This window comes from Hymenobacter sedentarius (assembly GCF_001507645.1).
In the GTDB taxonomy this organism is placed as follows: domain Bacteria; phylum Bacteroidota; class Bacteroidia; order Cytophagales; family Hymenobacteraceae; genus Hymenobacter; species Hymenobacter sedentarius.
Window position 1 is genome coordinate 3,440,426 of sequence record NZ_CP013909.1, and the last position, 18,769, is coordinate 3,459,194.

General features: G+C 60.6%; 15 protein-coding genes. 7 read left to right on the forward strand and 8 right to left on the reverse strand.

Annotated features, from left to right (window positions below; genetic code table 11):
* Window positions 1-12: 12 nt before the first annotated feature.
* Window positions 13-555: a hypothetical protein gene (locus AUC43_RS14155; protein ID WP_157781091.1), complete on the reverse strand. Its 543-nt coding sequence runs from the start codon at window positions 553-555 to the stop codon at window positions 13-15.
* A 292-nt stretch (window positions 556-847) separates the two neighbouring features.
* Between AUC43_RS14155 and AUC43_RS14160 the strand changes: the two genes are divergently transcribed.
* Both AUC43_RS14160 and AUC43_RS14165 read left to right on the forward strand, forming a co-directional pair.
* On the forward strand, window positions 848-1,117 hold the full coding sequence (locus tag AUC43_RS14160) for a hypothetical protein (protein ID WP_068194902.1): 270 nt from the start codon (window positions 848-850) through the stop codon (window positions 1,115-1,117).
* A gap of 73 nt (window positions 1,118-1,190) precedes the next feature.
* Complete coding sequence (locus AUC43_RS14165; protein ID WP_068194905.1) at window positions 1,191-4,844, forward strand: AAA domain-containing protein; 3,654 nt, start codon at window positions 1,191-1,193, stop codon at window positions 4,842-4,844.
* A gap of 117 nt (window positions 4,845-4,961) precedes the next feature.
* Here the strand turns inward: AUC43_RS14165 and AUC43_RS14170 are convergent, their stop codons facing one another.
* The 3 genes from AUC43_RS14170 to AUC43_RS14180 form a co-directional block, all read right to left on the reverse strand.
* Window positions 4,962-5,408 (reverse strand): FKBP-type peptidyl-prolyl cis-trans isomerase, encoded by a 447-nt coding sequence (locus tag AUC43_RS14170; RefSeq protein ID WP_068194909.1) that lies wholly within the window; start codon window positions 5,406-5,408, stop codon window positions 4,962-4,964.
* Window positions 5,409-5,668: 260 nt separating this feature from the next.
* Complete coding sequence (locus AUC43_RS14175; RefSeq protein WP_068194911.1) at window positions 5,669-6,838, reverse strand: serine hydrolase domain-containing protein; 1,170 nt, start codon at window positions 6,836-6,838, stop codon at window positions 5,669-5,671.
* Between the two features lie 89 nt (window positions 6,839-6,927).
* Complete coding sequence (locus AUC43_RS14180; RefSeq protein WP_071885924.1) at window positions 6,928-9,252, reverse strand: efflux RND transporter permease subunit; 2,325 nt, start codon at window positions 9,250-9,252, stop codon at window positions 6,928-6,930.
* Window positions 9,253-9,433: 181 nt separating this feature from the next.
* Between AUC43_RS14180 and AUC43_RS14185 the strand changes: the two genes are divergently transcribed.
* From AUC43_RS14185 to AUC43_RS14200, 4 genes are all read left to right on the forward strand, one after another.
* The gene (locus AUC43_RS14185) at window positions 9,434-9,682 is read left to right on the forward strand and encodes a hypothetical protein (protein ID WP_068194914.1); all 249 of its coding nucleotides are present in this window, start codon (window positions 9,434-9,436) and stop codon (window positions 9,680-9,682) included.
* 119 nt (window positions 9,683-9,801) lie between these two features.
* A complete protein-coding gene (locus tag AUC43_RS14190; protein ID WP_068198646.1) occupies window positions 9,802-10,911 on the forward strand; it encodes a type I restriction endonuclease in 1,110 nt (369 codons plus the stop codon).
* A gap of 82 nt (window positions 10,912-10,993) precedes the next feature.
* Window positions 10,994-11,788, forward strand: coding sequence for a thymidylate synthase (locus AUC43_RS14195; protein ID WP_068194916.1), 795 nt, complete (start codon window positions 10,994-10,996; stop codon window positions 11,786-11,788).
* Window positions 11,789-11,802: 14 nt separating this feature from the next.
* A complete protein-coding gene (locus AUC43_RS14200; RefSeq protein WP_068194920.1) occupies window positions 11,803-12,141 on the forward strand; it encodes a hypothetical protein in 339 nt (112 codons plus the stop codon).
* Here AUC43_RS14200 and AUC43_RS14205 read toward each other — a convergent pair.
* The 4 genes from AUC43_RS14205 to AUC43_RS14220 form a co-directional block, all read right to left on the reverse strand.
* Entirely contained in the window at window positions 12,127-12,939 is an 813-nt protein-coding gene (locus AUC43_RS14205) for an aminotransferase class IV (RefSeq protein WP_082685102.1), read from the reverse strand. The genes AUC43_RS14200 and AUC43_RS14205 overlap by 15 nt on opposite strands.
* A gap of 51 nt (window positions 12,940-12,990) precedes the next feature.
* On the reverse strand, window positions 12,991-14,118 hold the full coding sequence (dprA, locus tag AUC43_RS14210; RefSeq protein ID WP_068194925.1) for a DNA-processing protein DprA: 1,128 nt from the start codon (window positions 14,116-14,118) through the stop codon (window positions 12,991-12,993).
* 174 nt (window positions 14,119-14,292) lie between these two features.
* Entirely contained in the window at window positions 14,293-14,658 is a 366-nt protein-coding gene (locus AUC43_RS14215; RefSeq protein WP_068194931.1) for a MerR family transcriptional regulator, read from the reverse strand.
* Window positions 14,659-14,681: 23 nt separating this feature from the next.
* Window positions 14,682-15,719 (reverse strand): glycoside hydrolase family 53 protein, encoded by a 1,038-nt coding sequence (locus AUC43_RS14220; protein ID WP_157781092.1) that lies wholly within the window; start codon window positions 15,717-15,719, stop codon window positions 14,682-14,684.
* A gap of 187 nt (window positions 15,720-15,906) precedes the next feature.
* Here AUC43_RS14220 and alaS point away from each other — a divergent pair, with 187 nt between their 5' ends.
* Window positions 15,907-18,597 carry an alanine--tRNA ligase gene (gene alaS, locus AUC43_RS14225; RefSeq protein WP_068194938.1) on the forward strand — a complete coding sequence of 897 codons (2,691 nt, stop codon included), beginning with the start codon at window positions 15,907-15,909 and terminating at the stop codon, window positions 18,595-18,597.
* Window positions 18,598-18,769: the final 172 nt, after the last annotated feature.

An 18,769-nucleotide genomic window follows, 5' to 3' on the forward strand; every position in this document is an offset into this window, starting at 1 on the left:
GTGAAATTACGGCTACTTCTTGCGCCACAGGGCCACCATGAGGCCGATGCTGAGCACGGTGAGAAAGGCTATGAGGGCATCGCGGACAAATTGGCCCTCTTTTACGTCGGCTACTTCGGCTTGCAGGTCGCGCTGCTTGGCCAGCTGCTGCTTTTCGCGCTGGCGCACGTTTTCTATCTCATTTTGCAACTCGGAGAGGCGCTGGGCAGTGAGGTTGCGGTCGTCGCGGCCGGTGCTTTCCAGCGTGGTAGTGGTGGCCGCCAACCGCACCGACGTTGTCTGGGCTTTGCGGGCAGTTTGGTTGAGCACGTCCACAATTTGCTGGTCTTTGTCCACGATGCCTTGCAGGGCGTCGACTACCTCTTGTAGGTCCTTCTTGGAAGGCTTGTTGCCGAACAGGCTGTGGCGCTGGGCGCTGGCCACGGCGTAGCGGCGCGTGAGCACGCCCCGCTCGCGCAGCAGCCGGGGCAGCGGGCTGTCGGGCGTCACCACATCGGCCTGCCCCAAAGCCGGCGAAAGCGTGAAGCCACTGAGGGCGCTGAGCAAGCTAAGCACAAGAAAAAAGCGGCTTTTGGGCTGTGGCGGCGTTCTTTGCACCCTCGAGGAAGCGGTAGGTGGGGAGGCAATAATCAGCAACTTATTGGTCATGAGAAATAATACGTGGGTCCTTTGGGGAATAGTTGGGCTGCTTGTGGCCGGGTGCAGCACCAGCCGCAAAGCTCCGGCTTTATATGGTACGGCGCCAATGCCCGGCGGAAATAACGAAAATGCCAGCACTACGGTGCTTCCCTTCGTGGTGCGCGACGTGAGCTAGGACGAAACCTACGGCTACACCGCCCAAAACCCGGTGCGCGTGGGCGGCGGCCGCACGGCCGGCGCGCGCAACCAGCTGCGCTACCTTAATGCTCTGAAAGGCCCCCAAGGCCAAGCAGTTGCCTACGAGCGCCAAGCCAGCTGCTGTCCCTTCAAAACCCGCCGCGGCGTGGCCGATAATACCGGCATGCTGGACGTGTACACCGTGACCTGGGAGGGCAAAGCCACGCCCGTCACGCTCTACCTCAACATGTACCGGGGCGGCAAGCTGATGGCCCCAATTGGCTTCACCGGCGCCCGCTAGCCGCGCCTGAGCTGATAATTGGTGCCGCCGAATCCATTACTTTTATAGATACTGCTGCTGATTTTCTACCCCGATGCCCACCCGTTACCATCCTCGCCTCGCGGCCCTGGCCGCCGATGCGGCCGCCGCGCCTGCCGACCAACTGCCCAAGCTGCGCAAGCTGCTCGAAGCAGTGCTGCGCGACGAGTGCCAGCGGCAGGAGGCACCCTTTGTCAACCTGAGCCAGGCCATTGGGCTGGTGGCCTACGAGCGGAACCTGCCGGCAGCGCTGCGCCAGCAGCTGCAGGCCCTGCGCCTCTCCGCCAACCTGGTGGTGCACGAAAGCTATGCCGGCACGCCCGCCGAAGTGGCAAGCGGATTTGCGGCCATTGCCGCCCTGGTGCTTTACCTCACCGGCGCCCCCTACCTGGGCCCCACGCCACCCAAAGCCCCAGTCCAACCCGAAAATGGAGCTGCAGAAACCGAAGCAGCCCCAGCTAAAAACTTCGTTCCAGATGCGAGCTCAGCCTCTGCGGCGTGGCGGGTGAACGTGCTGCACGCCAACGAAGCCACCGGCGAGCTGACCGTGGAAATGGCTGCCCCAGCCGATGGCCGCCCTGCTGGCCCATTCCGCCTGGTGCTGCCCGAGGCCTACGAAAACGTGCTGTCGCTGGCCGCAGCCCTGCATCCTACGCTGCACCTCATTGGCCCGGTGCTGCTGCCCGATGGCAGCGTACGCGCCCGCCGCGTGGTGCTTGAGCCCGACTACCTGGTGAGCGTGACCACCGTAGCCGAGTGCGCTCAGCGAGACGGCACCATCCCGGAATGGGCGCTGCTCAACGCATTTCTGCCCGACGAAACCTCGCGCCCGCTGGTGCTCGGAAACCTGGTCAACTTGCTGCTGGATGAGGAGGTGAGCCACGCCGCCCGGCAAGCCGAAAAAGCCTCCCTAAATCAGGTGCTCTCGAAGAATCTGGTGCCAGCAGGTGAAAATGAAGCGTCGGATGCCGCGCCAGCCGATGCCGGTGCGGAGGCTGATGAGCCCGAATTCAACCTGGATAAATTTCTGAAGCAGCGCTTGTTCCGTACGTCGCCCTTGTCGCTGAGCACGCTGGCCGAGTTCCAGACCCGTACCGGCGTGCCGGAGCTGCTCAACGACTTGCGCCGCCACCACCGCACCCTGCGCGAAACCCGCGCACAGGGCTTTGTGGCCCAGAGCCGCACCGGCTACCAGCAGGAGCCCCTGCGCCTGGCCGACTGCTTCCTGGAGCCCACCTTCCTGTCGGCTACCTACGGCCTGCAGGGCCGGCTCGACTTGCTGCACGAAAGCACCACTGGCTACGACTTAGTGGAGCTGAAAAGCTCGACGAAAGTGCCCTACGCCGAGCCATGGAGCAACCACGCGGCCCAGGCCCAGCTCTACCGCCTCTTGCTCGAGTCGGTGTTTGGGGCCGATGGCGAAACCGCCGGCCGAGGCCGCACCAGCATCCTGTACTCCAACGCCGCCAGCGGGCAGCCTGCCGTGCGCCGCGTCGACCAGGACCAGGACATGATTGACCGCCTGCTTTCGGCCCGCAACCAGCTGGTGGGCACCGAACTGCAGCTGGCCCGCGCCACTGGTCCGAGCCAAACGGCCCACCTGCTAGCCCCCGTGCTGCAGCCCAACCTGATGGCCCTGCCATCTTTCGGCAAGGCGAAGGCTGAAAAAGTGGCCAACGCCTGGGCCGCAGCCGACCCCGTGGAGCGTGCCTATTGCCTGGAGCTGGCCCGCTTTACGGCCCGGGAAATGCGCCTGACGCTCCTCGGCGACGAGGCCCGCCCCGGCGATGCTGGCGGTCAGGCCGGCTTGTGGCTGCTGCCCCAGGCCCGCAAGCACCAGAACTTTAGCCTGCTCGACGATTTGGTGCTGCTCGAAGACCACAGCAACGCCGACGACGGAGCCCGCGACGGCCTAGGCCCGCACCTGATTTTTCAGCGCCCAGCCGATGGGCGGGAAGTGAACTTCCGGGCCGGCGATACGCTCATTCTATACCCAAGACGTAAAGTAGGGGCGGAGCTTGTCCCCGCCCGGACGTTGGAGCAAGCCGCTGAGTTTGCTGCTGACCAGAGCAGTTCGGCAACGACGGGCGGGGACAAGCCCTACCAGGTACGACCCCGCCCCTACGACACGCTGCCATTATCCGTGCTGGATGCCCAGGTAGTGAAAGTGGTGCTGGCCGAAGACCTCGGCGCCAATGGCCAGGTGGTGCTCAGCGTGCGCAACCGCCGCATGGCGCCGCGCTACCTGCTGGGCCATTCGCACTGGGCGCTGGAGCCCGATACCTACGATACATTCCGCCGCGAGTGGGCCGGGTTGTCGTCTTTTCTGTGCCTGGCACCGGAGCGCCGCCGGCGCCTGCTGGCCCGCACCGGCCCGCGCGAGCCGGAAGGCTGGGCGCCCACGGCAGGCCCGGCTACAACGGCCACCGAAGTGGTGGCCCGCGCCCTGGCGGCCCCCGATTGGTTTGTGCTTTGTGGCCCGCCCGGCACCGGCAAGACCCGCGCAGTGCTGCGGGAACTGGCCGTGAGCCTCTACAAGCAGGACAAGCAGGTGCTGCTGGCCGCGTACACCAACCGCGCTGTGGACGAAATCTGCGAACAGCTGGTGCAAGCCGGGCTGCCCTTCATTCGGGTGGGCTCGCGGCTGGGTACGGCGCCCGTCTACCGGCCGTATCTGCTCGATAACATGCTGCGCGACTGCACCAACCGGCAGGCCGTGCGCGACCGGCTTAGCACTTGCCCGTTTTACGTAGGCACGGTGGCCAGCCTGTTGGGCAAGCCGGAGCTGTTCATGATTAAGCAGTTTGACCTCGCTGTGGTGGACGAGGCCAGCCAGGTACTGGAGTCGCCCATGCTGGCCCTGCTAGCCAAAGTGCGCAAGTTCATCCTCATCGGCGACCACCGCCAGCTGCCCGCCGTGGTGGCGCAGGAGCCCGAAACCAGTGCGGTAGCTCCCGAAGTGGCCGAATTGCTGCGCGAGGAGCTGGGCCTCACCAACCTGCGCAACTCCTACTTCGAGCGCCTTTTCCGCCGTGCCGTAGCGCAATGGCCCCACGCCCACGGCACCCTCGCCGACCAGTACCGCATGCATCAGGACCTGGCGGTTTTGGTGAACCAGGACTTCTACGACAACCAGCTGCGTTGCCCGCTGCCCTGGCAGTCGGCCCTGCTGGACCGCAGCGCCTGGCCCACGCCAGCGGCCGCCGATGGCTTGGCGGCTTCCTTGCGCACGCAGCGGGTGGTATTCGTGCCCACGCGCCGCCAGCCCGAGGATTTATCCATGAAAGAATCGGCCCAAGAGGCCGAGCTGGCGGCCCGCGCGGCCGCCTACGTAGCCCAGGGCTACGGCCCGCTGTTCAACCCCGAATCTACCCTGGGCATCATCGCCAGCTACCGCAACCAGGCGGCGCGCATTCGCGCCCGGCTGGCCCAACTGGCAGTTGAGCTAAGCTTGCCGGCGCTGGCCCAGGTCAGCGTCGATACCGTGGAGCGCTACCAGGGCAGCCAGCGCGAGGTCATCATTGTGAGCTTCTGCTGCCACCACGAACACCAGCTGGAGCTGATGGTATCGCCCGATGAAACCGGCCAGGTAGACCGCAAGCTGAACGTGGCCCTCACGCGGGCGCGCCAGCAGTTGGTACTGCTCGGCAATGAAGAGATATTGAGCCGGGCGCCGCACCACGCGGCCCTGCTGGCCCGGGTGCGCTGAAGCGGCACGGTTGAGTTAAGCCCAATTACGGCTTTAAACAAAAAAAATTCCGGCATCGGGCCAACTGCACCATGCAGCTGGCCCGATGCCGGAATTTTTGATTGGAACCCGGATGGTTTACTTCACATCCACCAGCTCCACCTGGAAGCGCAGCACTGCGTTGGGCGGAATGGACCCCTTGCCGCTTGGGCCGTAGGCCAGGGCCGAAGGAATCAGCAGCTGTGCTTTTTCTCCCATTCGCATGAGGGCAATGCCCTCGTCCCAGCCTGCTATCACCTCACTGTTACCCAGCTTGAAAGTGATGGGCGTATTGCCGTTCCTGGAGGAGGCATCGAAAACGGTGCCGTTCATGAACTGGCCGGTGTACAGTACCGATACGGTTTTCCCTTTTACCGCTTGTACGGCCGTGGGCTCGGTGGTTAGGGGCACGAAGTACAGGCCCGACGCCTGCCGCTGGGCGTTGGTGATTTTGTTGTCGGCGATGTATTGCTTGATGATGCTCTCGTCGGTGGCAGCATAATCCGGCGTGACAATCTCGGGGTCTTTTTTGCAGGCCGTGGTCATGAAGCCCGCGGTGGCTGGCAGTGCCAGGAACAGAAGCCGAAGCGCCGTTGCGGAAATAGATTTTCTCATTTGTGGTTTTTTTGTAAAACTAGGCCAAAGCACCCAAATCGCAGGGGCCAGTAGGAACGTCGAGTCGTTAAAGCGGCTGACTTTACTACTGAGGCACGCAGGTGGTTAACTGTAACAACGACCAGTAGACAGTTTTATCGTGGTGCGCAACAGGCTATGTTTCAGGCAATAGTGAGCTGGTTTCAGGTCGGTCAGGGCTGCGGTTTCAATGCCACCAGCACGCGTTTGATGAGCTCATTGGGGCTGCCATTGTGCCAGCGCCACACGATGACCAGGTCGTGTTCGGGGTCGACCCAGATAGTGTTTTGGCCTGCACCCAAGGCCGCAAAGCTGGTGGCCGGGGCATCGGGCCAGGCTTTCTGCTCGGTGTTGAGCCACCAGAGGTAGCCGTAGTCGGGGCCGACGGGGCCGCGGGTGGTGGCCTGCTTCACCCAGCCGGGCGACACTATCTGGCGCCGGCCCCAGCGGCCCTGCCGCAGCATGAGGTAGCCAAAGCGGGCTTCGTCGCGGGCGTTGATGATGAGGCCGCCGCCCCAGCGCGTGCCGCCGCTCACGGAAGGCATCTGCTTGCCGTTGACGGTGGCCACGGCGTTGGGGTAGGGCACCCACTTCCAGGTATTAGTAGCCCCGATGGGGTCCATCACTTCCTTTTTGAGCACCTCCGGCAGCGGCTTTTTCCAGACACGCAGCAGCGACAACGCCAGGCGGTTGATGCGCACGTCGTTGTACTCGTAGTAGGTGCCGGGGGCCTGCAGGGCGCGGGGCTTGCGCTCGCCTTTGCCAAAGGCTTCGTGACCCACGAAGTCGGCGTTTTTGCCCCACAACTCGCCTTCCCATTCGCTGGTTTGGCGGGCGTGGTGCTCCCAGGTTATCTGGCGGTTGTGCTCGGAGTCGTAGCCCCCGTCCTTGATGTAGTTGGCCACCGGGTCGTGAATGTTCTTGATGAGCCCGCGGTCAATGGAAATGCCCAGGATGGTGGACAGAAAGCTCTTGGCGGCGCTATAGGTGGGGTCGGGGCGCTGGGTGTCGCCCCACTCGGCCACGATGTAGCCGTGGTGCAGAATAAGGCCGTTGGTGGCGGCGCGGCTGGTGGGCATGGGGCCGAGCAGCTTGCCAAAAATCTCCTCCTGGGTGGAGAAGTTGGGCGTCATCTGGGTGGTTTCCTGGGTTTGGGCAAAGGCCACGGCCTCGGCCAGGCGCGCCGAATCGAAGCCTTCGGTGGTGGGCCGGCGGCGAAGCCAGTTGTCGCCGGGTGCCGGGAAATAAACGGAGGGCCCTAAAACGCGTTTGAACGGCGTGGCCGGGCGGGTGCAGGCCGCCAGTGCTGGCAGCACGAGCAGCAGTAGTTTCTTACGGAACATGGTGGGCTAATAGGTAGCGAAACGGCTCAGGCTACGGGCTTGCCTGGCTGGAATGACGCCCCAAGTTAGAGCCTCCCCGGGCAGTTGTGCTAGCGTCCGGCCTTGCCGTCCAATTCTGAAAGCGCGTCGGGCACGACCGGAGCAGCTTTTAGTGCCGGCCGCTTGTAGAAGTACAGTATCAGCAAGGGGAGCAAGGTCAGCTCGGCGACCACGCCAAACAGCAGCGTGAGGCCAATCAATAGCCCCACGTAAAACGTCCCGTCAAATTTTGAGAACAGCAGCGTAGAAAAGCCGCCCACCAGAATGAGCGAAGTAGTGATAACCGCTTTGCCCGCCAGCAAATACGTGCGCCGCACCGCTTTGAAGATGTCGGGCTCCTTGCCCAATGTCAGTCGCAACTTGGAGATGAAGTGAATGGTGTCGTCGACGGCAATTCCGAAGGCGATGGTGAAAATGATGCTCGTGCTCACCTTCATGTTTACCCCGGCCAGCCCCATCACGCCGGCCACAACGATGATGGGCAGCAGGTTGGGAATGAGCACCACGATGGTCATGCGCAGCGACTTGAACAATGCCAGCACAATGAGCGTGACCATGAGCACATCGATGGCCATGCCCTGAATCATGTTCAGGGTGAGGTTTTCGTTGTTTTTGTCGATGAGGTTGGAGGAGCCGGTGAGGCGCGTGCGCAGCACGGTGCTGTCGACGGTGGCGCGCAGGTGGCGGCGCAGCGCGTCGTTCAGGGCATCGGCGCGGATGCTGCCCACGTCGGCCATGCGGCCGGTGAGGCGGCCGGCCGAGCCATCGGGCAGGGCCAGAGCGCTGAATTCGGCCTTTTTGCGGAACAGACGGAGCTTGCTGCGCAGGCGCTGAAGCTCCAGCGTGTCGGTGGGCAGGCGGTATTCGGCCAGCCCGCCACCGTTCAGGGCCTTGCGCACTGACTTTACCAGCGTGACCGGCGAGGCGGCAAAGCGCAGGCCGTAGGTGTTCTGGAGGTAGGCTTCGATGCGCTCGGTTTCCTGCAGCACGGCCAAGTCGTAGATGTCGCGGCCAGGCGCGGGTTTCAGCTCCATTTCGAAGGGCCGTACGCCGGCAAACTGCCGTTCAAAAAAGGCGAAGTCCTGCCGCACGGGGTCGTTTTTGGAAAGGTCGTCGAGCAGCGAGGAGTTGATGCGCACCCGCGTAGAGAGCCCAATGGCCGTAGCCAGCACCAGCCCGCTCACTGTGAAAATTAGGCGCCGGCGCAACAGCACCGTGCGGAACATGCGGCCCAACACGCCGTCCCAGCTGTGGCCCTGGCGGCGCGGCTCCCGCAGCTGCGGCTTGCCCAGCAGCACGAGCATGGCCGGCAGCAGCGTGAAGCTGAGCACGAAGGCCAGGATAACGGCGACGCCGGTAAACAAGCCGAAGTTGTGGATGGGCCGGATGGTGCTGGTCATCAGTGTGAAGAAGCCCAGGCTGGTGGTGAGCGCCGACAAGCCCGACCCAAACCCCGATTCCTTGATGGTGACCCGCAGAGCGTCTTTTTTGCTGGCGCCGTAGCCCAACTCGCTCACGTAGCGGCTGATAATGTGGATGGTGTCCGACATACCCACTACAAAGAGCATGAGCGGCAGCAGGGCCGTCATCAAATCGATGCTCACGCCAAAAGCCGACATGACGCCCAGGCCCCACAAAATGGCCCCCAGCACCACTATCAGCGGCAGCACCACGCCCCACCACGTGCGGAATGTGAGCCAGAGCAGCCCAGTGACGAGCAGCACCGACAGCGACATAAACACCACCAACTCCCACTTTAGGCGGTCGACAAACACGGATTGAGCCACCAGCTTGCCCGCAAAATGCACCCGCTCATCGGGCAGGCCCAGGCGGGTGATGCCCCCGCGAAGGGCCGCAAACAGCGAGTCGCCGGGCGGCTTGGTCAGGTCCGGGGTGATTTGGAGCACCAGCGCCACGGCCCGGGCATCGGGACTGAACACATTGCCCACGAGCCCGGGGGTGCGGTAAATCAGGGTGGAGTCGTCGGCGCGCCGGGCGGGCTCGCGCGGGTGCAGGTAGGGCAGGCTGAAGGCGCCCAGCCCTTCGACCACGGTATTGGCCAGCGTGGTGGGCGAGGTGACCTGCAGGACGTGGCGCTGCCGCCGCGCCAGCTGCGTGAGCGAGTCGACCTGGGCGAGAAACGCGGGGTCAAACACGGTTTTGCCGGCGGGTGCTTCCACGCCCAGCAGCAGGTAGTCGTTGTCGTTGCCGAAGCGCTGGGTGTAGCCCTGGTAGTAGTCCAGGTCGGGGTCGCCGGCGGGGTAGAAGTCGTTGAAATTGTAGTTGAACCGCAACTGGGCTACAGAATACACGCTCAGGAGCGTGAGCAGGCCCAGGAGCAGCAGGGTAAGGTGAGCGTAACGGCGAAGGGACATCGGGTGGCCGCCCTAAGCAGCACCGGCCGAAGCAGGCGCCGGACTAGCGGCGAAAAGTGAGAAACGAAGGAAGAAGATTTGCCAGGCCCGGCACAATAAGATGGGTGGGCAGCGCGTATCTTGGAGCCAGAAAACCCCGCTTTTTCTTCTTTTGTTTCCCCTCAACTCAACCTTATTTCTTATGAAAAAGACCCTGCTCGCCCTCGCCCTGTTTGCATTTGCCGGTACCACCGCTTTCGCCCACGACGGCCACGACAAAGCCGGCAAAAAAGGTAAGAAGGCCGCCTGTACCACCGAAATGAAAGCCACTTGCACCAAAGACATGAAGGGCGGCATGGCCGGCGGCTCCTGCTGCATGAAAAGCGGCAAAACGGCTGCTGTAAAGACCAGTACGAAAACTACAGTTGCGTCAACTTCTAAGCCGCTGTAAATCTGTTAAAAGGTTAAATAGTAATTTTAATATAAAAGCCCGGTTCCATTATGGAGCCGGGCTTTTATATTACATGCGTTTTCCGTGTTTTACGGGCATTCTACCTAACCCCAAACCTTATGGAGCTAATTGACCAACTGTCCAATCTGGCGTCGCGAGCGCAGAAACAACTTGTCCATATTCAAACTGAGGAAGCTACTAAAACGGCTTTGGTGATGCCGTTCATCAATGCTTTAGGCTACAATGTGTTTGACCCAACCGAAGTAGTCCCCGAGTTTATCTGCGACATTGGTACGAAGAAGGGCGAGAAGATTGATTATGCCATCATGCGAGACGGCAAACCGATTATTCTTATTGAATGCAAGCATGTTGGCGGTGATTTGAATATCAATCACGCCAGCCAATTGTTTAGGTATTTCCATGTCACGGAAGCACGGATTGCTATTCTCACCAATGGACTTGTCTACCGCTTGTTTACCGACCTGGAGCAAGCCAATAAGATGGATGAACGGCCATTCCTGGAGTTCGACCTTTCCAATTTTAGTGAAAACGACGTCTCTGAAATTAAAAAGCTCAGCAAAGCCGCTTTCAACATCGAGGACATGCTGTTCGCAGCATATAACCTCAAGTACATGCGGGCTTTCAAGAAATACTTCGACGAACAGTTTACCCAGCCGTCGACTGAATTTATTAACTTCGTATCGAAGCAAGTATATGAAGGCGTGCTCACGCCTAAACTAAAGGAACAGTTCAGCCTGCTGGTGCACCGCTCATTTCACCAGTTCCTGAACGATAAAATAACCATGCGCTTGCGCTCGGCTATGATTGACACCAGCGGTCAAGGTCCTTTAGTAAATGAAGTTCCGGCGGCTCCCATGCCCGAGCCCGCAGCTCAAGCTGAACCAGAAGCTAAAGACATTCAAACCACCGTGGAGGAGACCGAGGGCTTCATGATAGTGCGGGCCATTTTGCGTAAAACGGTGCCGGTCAATCGGGTTGTCATGCGAGATGTGCAATCCTACTGCGGCATCCTGTTGGATGATAACAACCGCAAGCCAATCTGCCGGCTCCATTTTAATGGCAGCAAGAAGTACGTTACATTGTTTGATGTAGAAGGCGGCGAACGAGTGGATATTGGAACACTTGACGACTTGTATGGCATGGCATCGCGGATTCGTTCGGCGGTGCAAAAGCACGAAACCAAGCAAGTCGCCACAGCTGCTGAGTAAAATGTAAGGTGCCCAATTTTGAGAAAGCCGCCCAACTGGGCGGCTTTCTCTATTTTTGAGCTTTCCGATTTAGCTTCCGTTTATGCGCCAGTACCAAGCCCTTCTCCGCCAAATCCTTGAAACCGGCACCGTCAAAACCGACCGCACGGGCACGGGTACGGTTTCCATCTTTGGGCCGCAAATGCGGTTCAATTTGGCGGATGGCTTCCCGCTGGTCACCACCAAAAAGGTGCACTTGAAGAGCATTATCCATGAATTGCTGTGGTTTCTGAAGGGCGAAACCAACATTGCCTACCTCAAAGAGCACGGCGTAAAAATCTGGGACGAGTGGGCCGATGCCAACGGCGAGCTGGGCCCCGTGTACGGCCACCAGTGGCGCTCCTGGCCCGACGGCCACGGCGGCCACATCGACCAAATCAGCCAGGTAATCCAGCAGCTCAAGACCCAGCCCGACTCGCGCCGCATCATCGTCTCAGCCTGGAACGTGGCCGAACTGCCCGAGATGAAGCTGCAGCCCTGCCACGCGCTATTCCAGTTCTACGTGGCCGATGACAAGCTGTCCTGCCAGCTTTACCAGCGCTCGGCCGACGTATTCCTGGGCGTGCCCTTCAACATTGCTAGCTACGCGCTGCTCACCCTTATGGTAGCCCAGGTAACCGGCCTGCAGCCCGGCGAGTTTATCTGGACCGGCGGCGACACCCACCTCTACAGCAACCACCTGGAGCAAGCCCGCCTGCAACTGGAACGCGAGCCCCGCCCGCTGCCCCAGATGCTGATAAACCCCGAAGTCAAAGATATTTTTAGCTTTCAGTACGAGGACTTCAAGCTGGAGAATTACGACCCGTGGCCGGCTATTAAAGCACCGGTAGCCGTCTAGCTCAACTGCCCTTTATGCTGGAATTTATCGGCGAGCTGCTGGCAGAATTCATTCTTGCCCCAATTTTCGATGCCGTTTCAGCAGCCGTTTGTTGGGTTGGGCGCACGGTGATTTTGGTGGCGCTTTATCCGCTCATGCTCTTCACAGGTTGGTTTCGGCTCTGGCTGCGGGAGCGCGGCCAAAGTAGTTTCCGCGTGCTTTGGCAAACGCATGGCCACGCAGGTCTGCATCGTTTTGGCTGGCAAGAAGCTGCGCTAGATTTAGAGTACTTGATGGCAACCCTGCTAATTGGGCTGGTTTCTGTGGGAGTGTGCGCAATGGTTTACTCTCTGGTAAAACTAGCAGGCTCTTAAGTCGCTTAAGCAGTTTGAGAGGCGCTTGTAAACCACATTGCCAATTTGCTGCACTTCTCGCACGGCCGCCACATTCGCAGTAAAAGCCGCGTCGGCAGCCAATAAATCTTGAGCTGAATACAGCCCTTCCCGGCACGCTATGCCCTGCGCCTGGGCTGCTCGAAGTACCTGCGCTCGGCGCACGCCAGCCACGCAGCCGCTTGCTAAAGAAGGCGTAAACAGAACCTCCTCCTTCATCCAGAAAATCGCAGCAGCTCCTGCCTCCGCCACGTATCCGGCAGCATCGCACAGGATAATTTCATCCAGCCCGCGCTGTTGCCGCTCATGAGCTGTGCGCACATAAAGCCAGGCCTGCGGCCCTTTGCAAAAGCTCAGCGGCGAATAAATGGAATGGGTTTTCAGGGCAAAGTCAACCTTCGATATTGGAGAATCATCGGCTACAAAAGATTCGGCCGTGGCTAGCCATTCGGCGGATTCGGTAAGGGGAGTATAGCGGCCGCCGCTTGCGCGCCAGAGCTGTAGGCGCAGGCGGGCGGCGGGCAAGTTATTTGCCGCTGCTAATTCGGCCAAGGTGCTTTCCAGCGCTTCGGGTGTCGCCAGGGGCTCGGGTAGCTTGAGATAGAGAGCGGCGGCGGCCTGCTGCATGCGTTGGCAATGGTCGGCAGCGAGGCGCAGGCGGTTTTCGGTGAAAATCAGCGTTTCGAAAAAACCATCACCAAAAGCCAGTCCGCGGTTGGGCAGCTTGAGGCCGAAGGCTTCGGAATCCTGCAATGCGCCGTTGTATAAAACCTTACTCATCGCACCGTCCACAAAATCCGTGAAATCCGCTTAAATCCGAAAAATCAGTGATTATTGGAGCAGGAACTTCTTGCCTGGCAGCGCCCGCACCACGCCCCGAAACTCAAGCCCCAGCAGGAGCGAGGCCACGCTGTGGATGGGCAGTTGGGCCTTCCAGGCCAGCTCGTCCATTTGTTCCTCGCGGCCGGTGGCGGCGGCCAGCACCGTTATCAGGGCGAATTCCTCAGCCGAAAAATCATCGGCCGAATAGGAGGGCGCCGGCTTAAACTTGCCGGACTGGTGTAGGGCCGCGTCCCAGTTGAGTAGCTGCTCCAGGTCTAGCGGCTCAGAATAGAGAGCCGCTTTATTGTTTTTGATAAGCGCGTTGCAGCCTTCCGACGCCACCGAGCCCAAGTTGCCGGGCACGGCCAGCACGTCGCGGTCGTAGCTCAGGGCCAGCTCAGCGGTTATCAGCGCCCCGCCTTTAATGGCGGCTTCCACGACTACCGTGCCATCGGAAAGGCCGGCGATAATGCGATTGCGGGCCGGGAAGTTGTAGCGGTCGGGCTGGGTGCCAAACGCGAATTCGGTGAGGAGGCCGCCTTGCTCGCGCATTTTCTCGGCGGTTTTGCGGTGCGTGGCCGGGTAGATGATGTCGAGGCCCGTAGCCATCACGCCCACGGTCTCCAGGCCTTCCTGCAGGGCCGCGCGGTGGGCCATGATGTCGATGCCGTAGGCCAGGCCACTCACCACGAGCGGCCGATGCGGCAGCAGGCCCTGGACGATGCGCTCGGTTTGCTCGCGGCCGTATTCGGTGGCTTTGCGGGTGCCCACCAGCGCCACGGTCTTAGGTGCGTTGAGGTCGGCCGTGCCTTGGTAATACAGGATGGCCGGCGCGTCGGGTATCAGCTTGAGCCGGCTAGGAAAGCGCTTGCTGGTGTAGAAGAGGATTTCGACGCTTTCCTTTTCCGCTTTCTTAATACCGGCCTCGGCTTTGCGCAGGGCGGATTCGCGCTCGGGGCCGGTGATGATTTTAATAATAGCATCGCCCACGCCGGGAATGCGGCGCAGTTTGCCGGGCGGCATCGTGAGCACGGTTTTAGCCGCCCCGCCGTAGCTCATGAGCTGGCGCGTAAGCTGCGGGCCGATGCCGGGCAGCAGGGTGAGGGCGAGTTCGTGGAAAAGGGATTCGTCGTTCATCGGTAGAACCTCACCCCCCGGCCCCCTCTCCAAAAAAGAGGGGGAGCCAGACGACGGGAGGAGGTGATTTCAAAGTGTAAAAAAGCTAGCCTTTATAAATTCAGGCTCCCCTCTCTTTTGGAGAGGGGCGAGGGTGAGGTTGCACCGGTAGCTATATCTGGCCGGGGAGTGAGGTTACGCCTCGGGCTCCGCCTTGCCTGCCGCTTCCACTTCTTTGCGTAGCAACAGCAGAAAGGAGCGGACTTTTTCCAGCGACTGCACCACGTCAATCTTTTCCTTGAGCTGCGGGCCCTTTTGCTTGAGCATGTCGCGCGCCCCGGGAATGGTGTAGCCGCGCTCCTTCACCAGGTGGTAAATGGTGCGGAAGACCTCGATATCTTGCGGCGTGTAGAGGCGGTTTCCTTTCTTGCTGCGGCGGGGACGCAGCTCGTCGAATTCGGTTTCCCAGAAGCGCACCAGCGACTCGGCCACCTTGAACTGGGCGGCCACTTCGCCGATGGTGAAATATTGTTTTTCGATGCTGCGCTCTTTGTAGGGCATGGCTGTGGGGATGCGGCGCGGGGTTACTTAACCCGGTATTTGCGGCTGATTTCGTCGTAAATTAACAACAGGTCGTTGGCCTGGCCCTGTTTGTCGAAAATAGATTCCCAGGTGTTGAGCGGCTCCCAGATAAAACTGCCTTTGCCCTTCCCGCCCGGCAGGTTGAAAGCAATGTCGTTGACATCGCGCTTGCGCTCGGAGTATTCCACCAGCACAATATCCTGCGGGTAACGCTGAGCCAAGTCGGTGAGGTTGGCTTTCAGGTCGGCAATGGTGCCGTGCCACTTTGGGTAATAAGATTGGCCAATGACGTCGAACTGCACCTTGCTGGCCTGCATGCGGTCGAGCCACAGCGTGGAGTGCCGGTTTTGGCCGCCCAGCGCGATGTGCATCATTACGAGGGCTTTGGGCGTGGTTTCGCGCACGGCGCTGGCGCCGGCTTCGGCTAGTTTGGCAAGGGTGTCGAAGCGGGTGAGGCTGTCGGCCAGCTGCACGTTGCCATCGGGCCACAGCATGCCGTGGCTGATTTCGTTGCCTATCTGCACCATGTCGGGCGGGGTGCCTTGAGCCGCCAGGGCCTTCAACACGTCGGCGGTATAGTCGTGCACCGCTTTCTCCAAGGCCGCGCCGCTCAGGTTTTTCCAGGCTTCGGGCTTGAACTGCTTTTGCGGGTCGGCCCAGGTGTCGCTGTAGTGGAAGTCGAGCAGCAGCTTCATCCTGGCTTGCTTCACGCGCTTGGCCATGGCCAAGGTGTGGGCCAAATCGCAAAAGCCCTTGCCGGGAGCATAGCCGCTGTCGGCCGCCGGGTTGTTGAAAATCCGGAGTCGGATGTAGTTGAAATGGTGGTCTTTCAGAATTTGGATGGCGTCCTTTTGCACGCCTTTGTCCGAGAACTTCATACCTCGGGCTTCGAGCTGCGGCAAAAAGGAAATATCAGCGCCGAGGACTTTGCCCAACGGGGCCTTGCGCGGTGGTGCGGGAGCTGCCGCGCTGCTCAGGCTCAGCAGTACGAGCAGGTTGAGCCAAGGTGAGCAGCGGAATAGGGGAAATTGTAATGACACTAAGAATAGCTAATTATAGCAAATATGCTTGTTTAGGAAGCGACAATGGTTGCTTCTGTGCAAGATGCCGCAAGTTAGGCGCATTGGCGATACCAGGGCAGGAGAGGCAATTGTTACCTTTGCTGAGCTAGCCCCGTGAAAGTTCATCAAATTCTGCCGGTGTAGGCTTGCTTTTCCCCTGCTTATTATGTCGCTCCCAACCGCTTCGCACGTCCGCCAGCAATTCCTCGATTTCTTCGCTTCCAAAGGCCACCACATCGTGCCCTCGGCGCCGATTGTGGTGAAGGACGACCCCACGCTGCTGTTCATCAACAGCGGCATGGCTCCATTCAAAGACTATTTCCTGGGCAACAAGCCGGCGCCCTACAAGCGCATTGCCGATACCCAAAAGTGCCTGCGCGTGAGCGGCAAGCACAACGACTTGGAAGAAGTAGGCTACGACACCTACCACCACACCATGTTCGAGATGCTCGGCAACTGGTCGTTTGGCGATTATTTTAAGAAGGACGCCATTGCCTGGGCCTGGGAGTTGCTCACCGAAGTGTATAAGCTCGACAAGGACCGCCTCTACGTCACCTATTTCGAGGGCGACCAGGGCGACAAGCTGGCGGCCGACACCGAGACCCAGGGCCTCTGGCGCCAGTACACCACCGACGACCGCATTCTGCCAGGCAATAAGAAGGACAACTTCTGGGAAATGGGCGACACCGGCCCCTGCGGCCCCTGCACCGAAATCCACATCGACCTGCGCTCCGACGAGGAGCGGGCCGCCAAATCCGGCCGCGAGCTGGTGAATGCCGACCACCCCCAGGTGGTGGAAGTCTGGAACAACGTATTTATGGAGTTTCAGCGCCTGGCCGACAAAAGCCTGGTGAAGCTGCCGGCCCAACACGTGGACACCGGCATGGGCTTCGAGCGCCTGATGATGGCCGTGTCGGGCGTGAAGTCGAACTACGACACCGACGTGTTTCAGCCCCTCATTCAGTTCATCGCCAAAGAAGTTGGGCTGGAATACCACGGCACCGCGCCTGCCAAGGTGACCGACCAGCCGACCACCGAAAACGAGAAAACCGACATCGCCATCCGGGTCATTGCCGACCACATCCGGACCATCGCCTTCACCATTGCCGACGGCCAGCTGCCCAGCAACGTGAAGGCCGGCTACGTTATCCGCCGCATTTTGCGCCGGGCCGTGCGGTACGCGTTTTCGTCGCTCAACCAGAAGCAGCCCTTCCTCTTCAAGCTGGTGCCCGTGCTGGCCGACCAGATGCGCAACATCTTCCCCGAGCTGAAAGCCCAGACAGCTTTTGTGCAGCGCGTGATTGAGGAAGAGGAAATTGCCTTCCTCAAAACGCTGGAAACTGGCCTGCGCCGTCTCGACGCCCTCGAAGAAACCGCCCGCGCCAACGGCAACCTCATCGACGGCAAAACCGCTTTTGAGCTGTCCGATACCTTCGGCTTTCCGCTGGACCTCACGGCCCTCATTGCCCGCGAAAAAGGCCTGACTGTGGATGAAGAAGGCTTCCAGAAGGAGCTGGCCCAACAGAAGAACCGCAGCCGCAACGCCCAGGAAACCGAGCAGTCGGACTGGACCATCGTCTCCGATTCCGACGAGCAGCCCGCTTTCGTGGGCTACGACCTCGACGAGGCCCCGGCGCGCATTCTGCGCTACCGCAAAACCACCGCCAAGGGCAAAACCGAATACCAAGTAGTGCTCGACCAAACCGCTTTCTATGCTGAAAGCGGCGGCCAGGTAGGCGACACCGGCTACCTGGATTCGCCCCTGTCGAAAGTGCGGGTGATTGACACCAAGCGCGAAAACGACCTCATCGTGCACACCCTGCTGGAGCTGCCCGAGGACCTGACTGCCGACTTCCTGGCCATGCCCGACGTGGCCCGGCGCAACCAGATTCGCCAAAACCACTCGGCCACGCACTTGCTGCAAGCCGCCCTGCGTGAAGTGCTGGGCAGCCACGTGCAGCAGAAAGGCTCGCTGGTGAACGAGAAACTGCTGCGTTTCGACTTCTCGCACTTCACCAAGGTGACCGACGACCAAATGCGCGAAATCGAGCACATGGTCAACGAGCGGATTCGCCAGCAAATCCCGCTCGACGAGCGCCGCAACGTGCCCATCGCCGAGGCCAAAAACTTGGGCGCCATGGCCCTGTTTGGCGAGAAGTACGGCGAGTTTGTGCGCGTCATCACCTTCGATAAGGACTACTCGGTGGAGCTGTGCGGCGGCCTGCACGTGCCCAATACCGGCAGCATCGGCTACTTCAAAATCACGGCGGAAAGCGCCGTGGGCGCCGGCGTGCGCCGCATCGAAGCCGTAACCGGCCTTGGGGCCGAGGCCTACGTAGACCACCAGCTCGACCTGCTGGCTCAAGTGCGCGAGGCGCTGGGCAACCCTCAGCACCTGCTCACTACGCTCGAAAAGCAAAGCGAGGAAATGGCTGGGCTGCGTAAGCAAATCGAGCAGTTTACCTTGCAACAACTCGCCGCTCAGCGCCGAACGTTGCTCACCCAGGTGCGCCAGCTGCCCAACGGCTTGCATTTTATTGCCGCTCAGGTGCATGCTGCCTCCGCCGACTCCATCAAAACGTTGGCCTTCGAGGTGCGCCAAGCAGCCCCCGCGCCCCTGGTGCTGGTGCTGGGCGCGGCCGTAGACGGCAAGCCCCAGCTGGCTGTGATGCTGGACGATGAAACGGCGAAAAGCGGCAAGCTCAACGCCACCGCGCTGGTGCGCGAGCTAGCCAAGGAAATTCAGGGCGGCGGCGGCGGGCAGCCGTTTTTCGCCACGGCCGGCGGCAAAAACGTGGCTGGGCTGGCTGCAGCCATTGCCAAGGCTGAAGGATTGGTTGAGCAGCTTGTGAGCTAGCCCGCGATTTCCAGTTTCGCCGGCCAGCAAGCAAGAAAACGCTCGTTTGTGCACTGTCACTAGTGCGCGAACGAGCGTTTTAACTTTAAGCCAATTTCCTCCGAATGCTAAATGCGTAAGAAAGGAGAAGGGCACTATCCAAAACGCCTTTGAGCTACTGTTGCACCAGGCT

Coding starts and splice junctions, on each gene's coding strand:
- AUC43_RS14170 (WP_068194909.1), bottom strand. CDS start 5,408: ATGACCACGGCCTGCAAAAAAGACCCCGAGATTGTCACGCCGGATTAT.
- AUC43_RS14195 (WP_068194916.1), top strand. CDS start 10,994: ATGCGCCAGTACCAAGCCCTTCTCCGCCAAATCCTTGAAACCGGCACC.
- AUC43_RS14200 (WP_068194920.1), top strand. CDS start 11,803: ATGCTGGAATTTATCGGCGAGCTGCTGGCAGAATTCATTCTTGCCCCA.
- AUC43_RS14175 (WP_068194911.1), bottom strand. CDS start 6,838: ATGTTCCGTAAGAAACTACTGCTGCTCGTGCTGCCAGCACTGGCGGCC.
- alaS (WP_068194938.1), top strand. CDS start 15,907: ATGTCGCTCCCAACCGCTTCGCACGTCCGCCAGCAATTCCTCGATTTC.
- AUC43_RS14205 (WP_082685102.1), bottom strand. CDS start 12,939: ATGAGTAAGGTTTTATACAACGGCGCATTGCAGGATTCCGAAGCCTTC.
- AUC43_RS14185 (WP_068194914.1), top strand. CDS start 9,434: ATGAAAAAGACCCTGCTCGCCCTCGCCCTGTTTGCATTTGCCGGTACC.
- AUC43_RS14165 (WP_068194905.1), top strand. CDS start 1,191: ATGCCCACCCGTTACCATCCTCGCCTCGCGGCCCTGGCCGCCGATGCG.
- AUC43_RS14190 (WP_068198646.1), top strand. CDS start 9,802: ATGGAGCTAATTGACCAACTGTCCAATCTGGCGTCGCGAGCGCAGAAA.
- dprA (WP_068194925.1), bottom strand. CDS start 14,118: ATGAACGACGAATCCCTTTTCCACGAACTCGCCCTCACCCTGCTGCCC.
- AUC43_RS14215 (WP_068194931.1), bottom strand. CDS start 14,658: ATGCCCTACAAAGAGCGCAGCATCGAAAAACAATATTTCACCATCGGC.
- AUC43_RS14180 (WP_071885924.1), bottom strand. CDS start 9,252: ATGTCCCTTCGCCGTTACGCTCACCTTACCCTGCTGCTCCTGGGCCTG.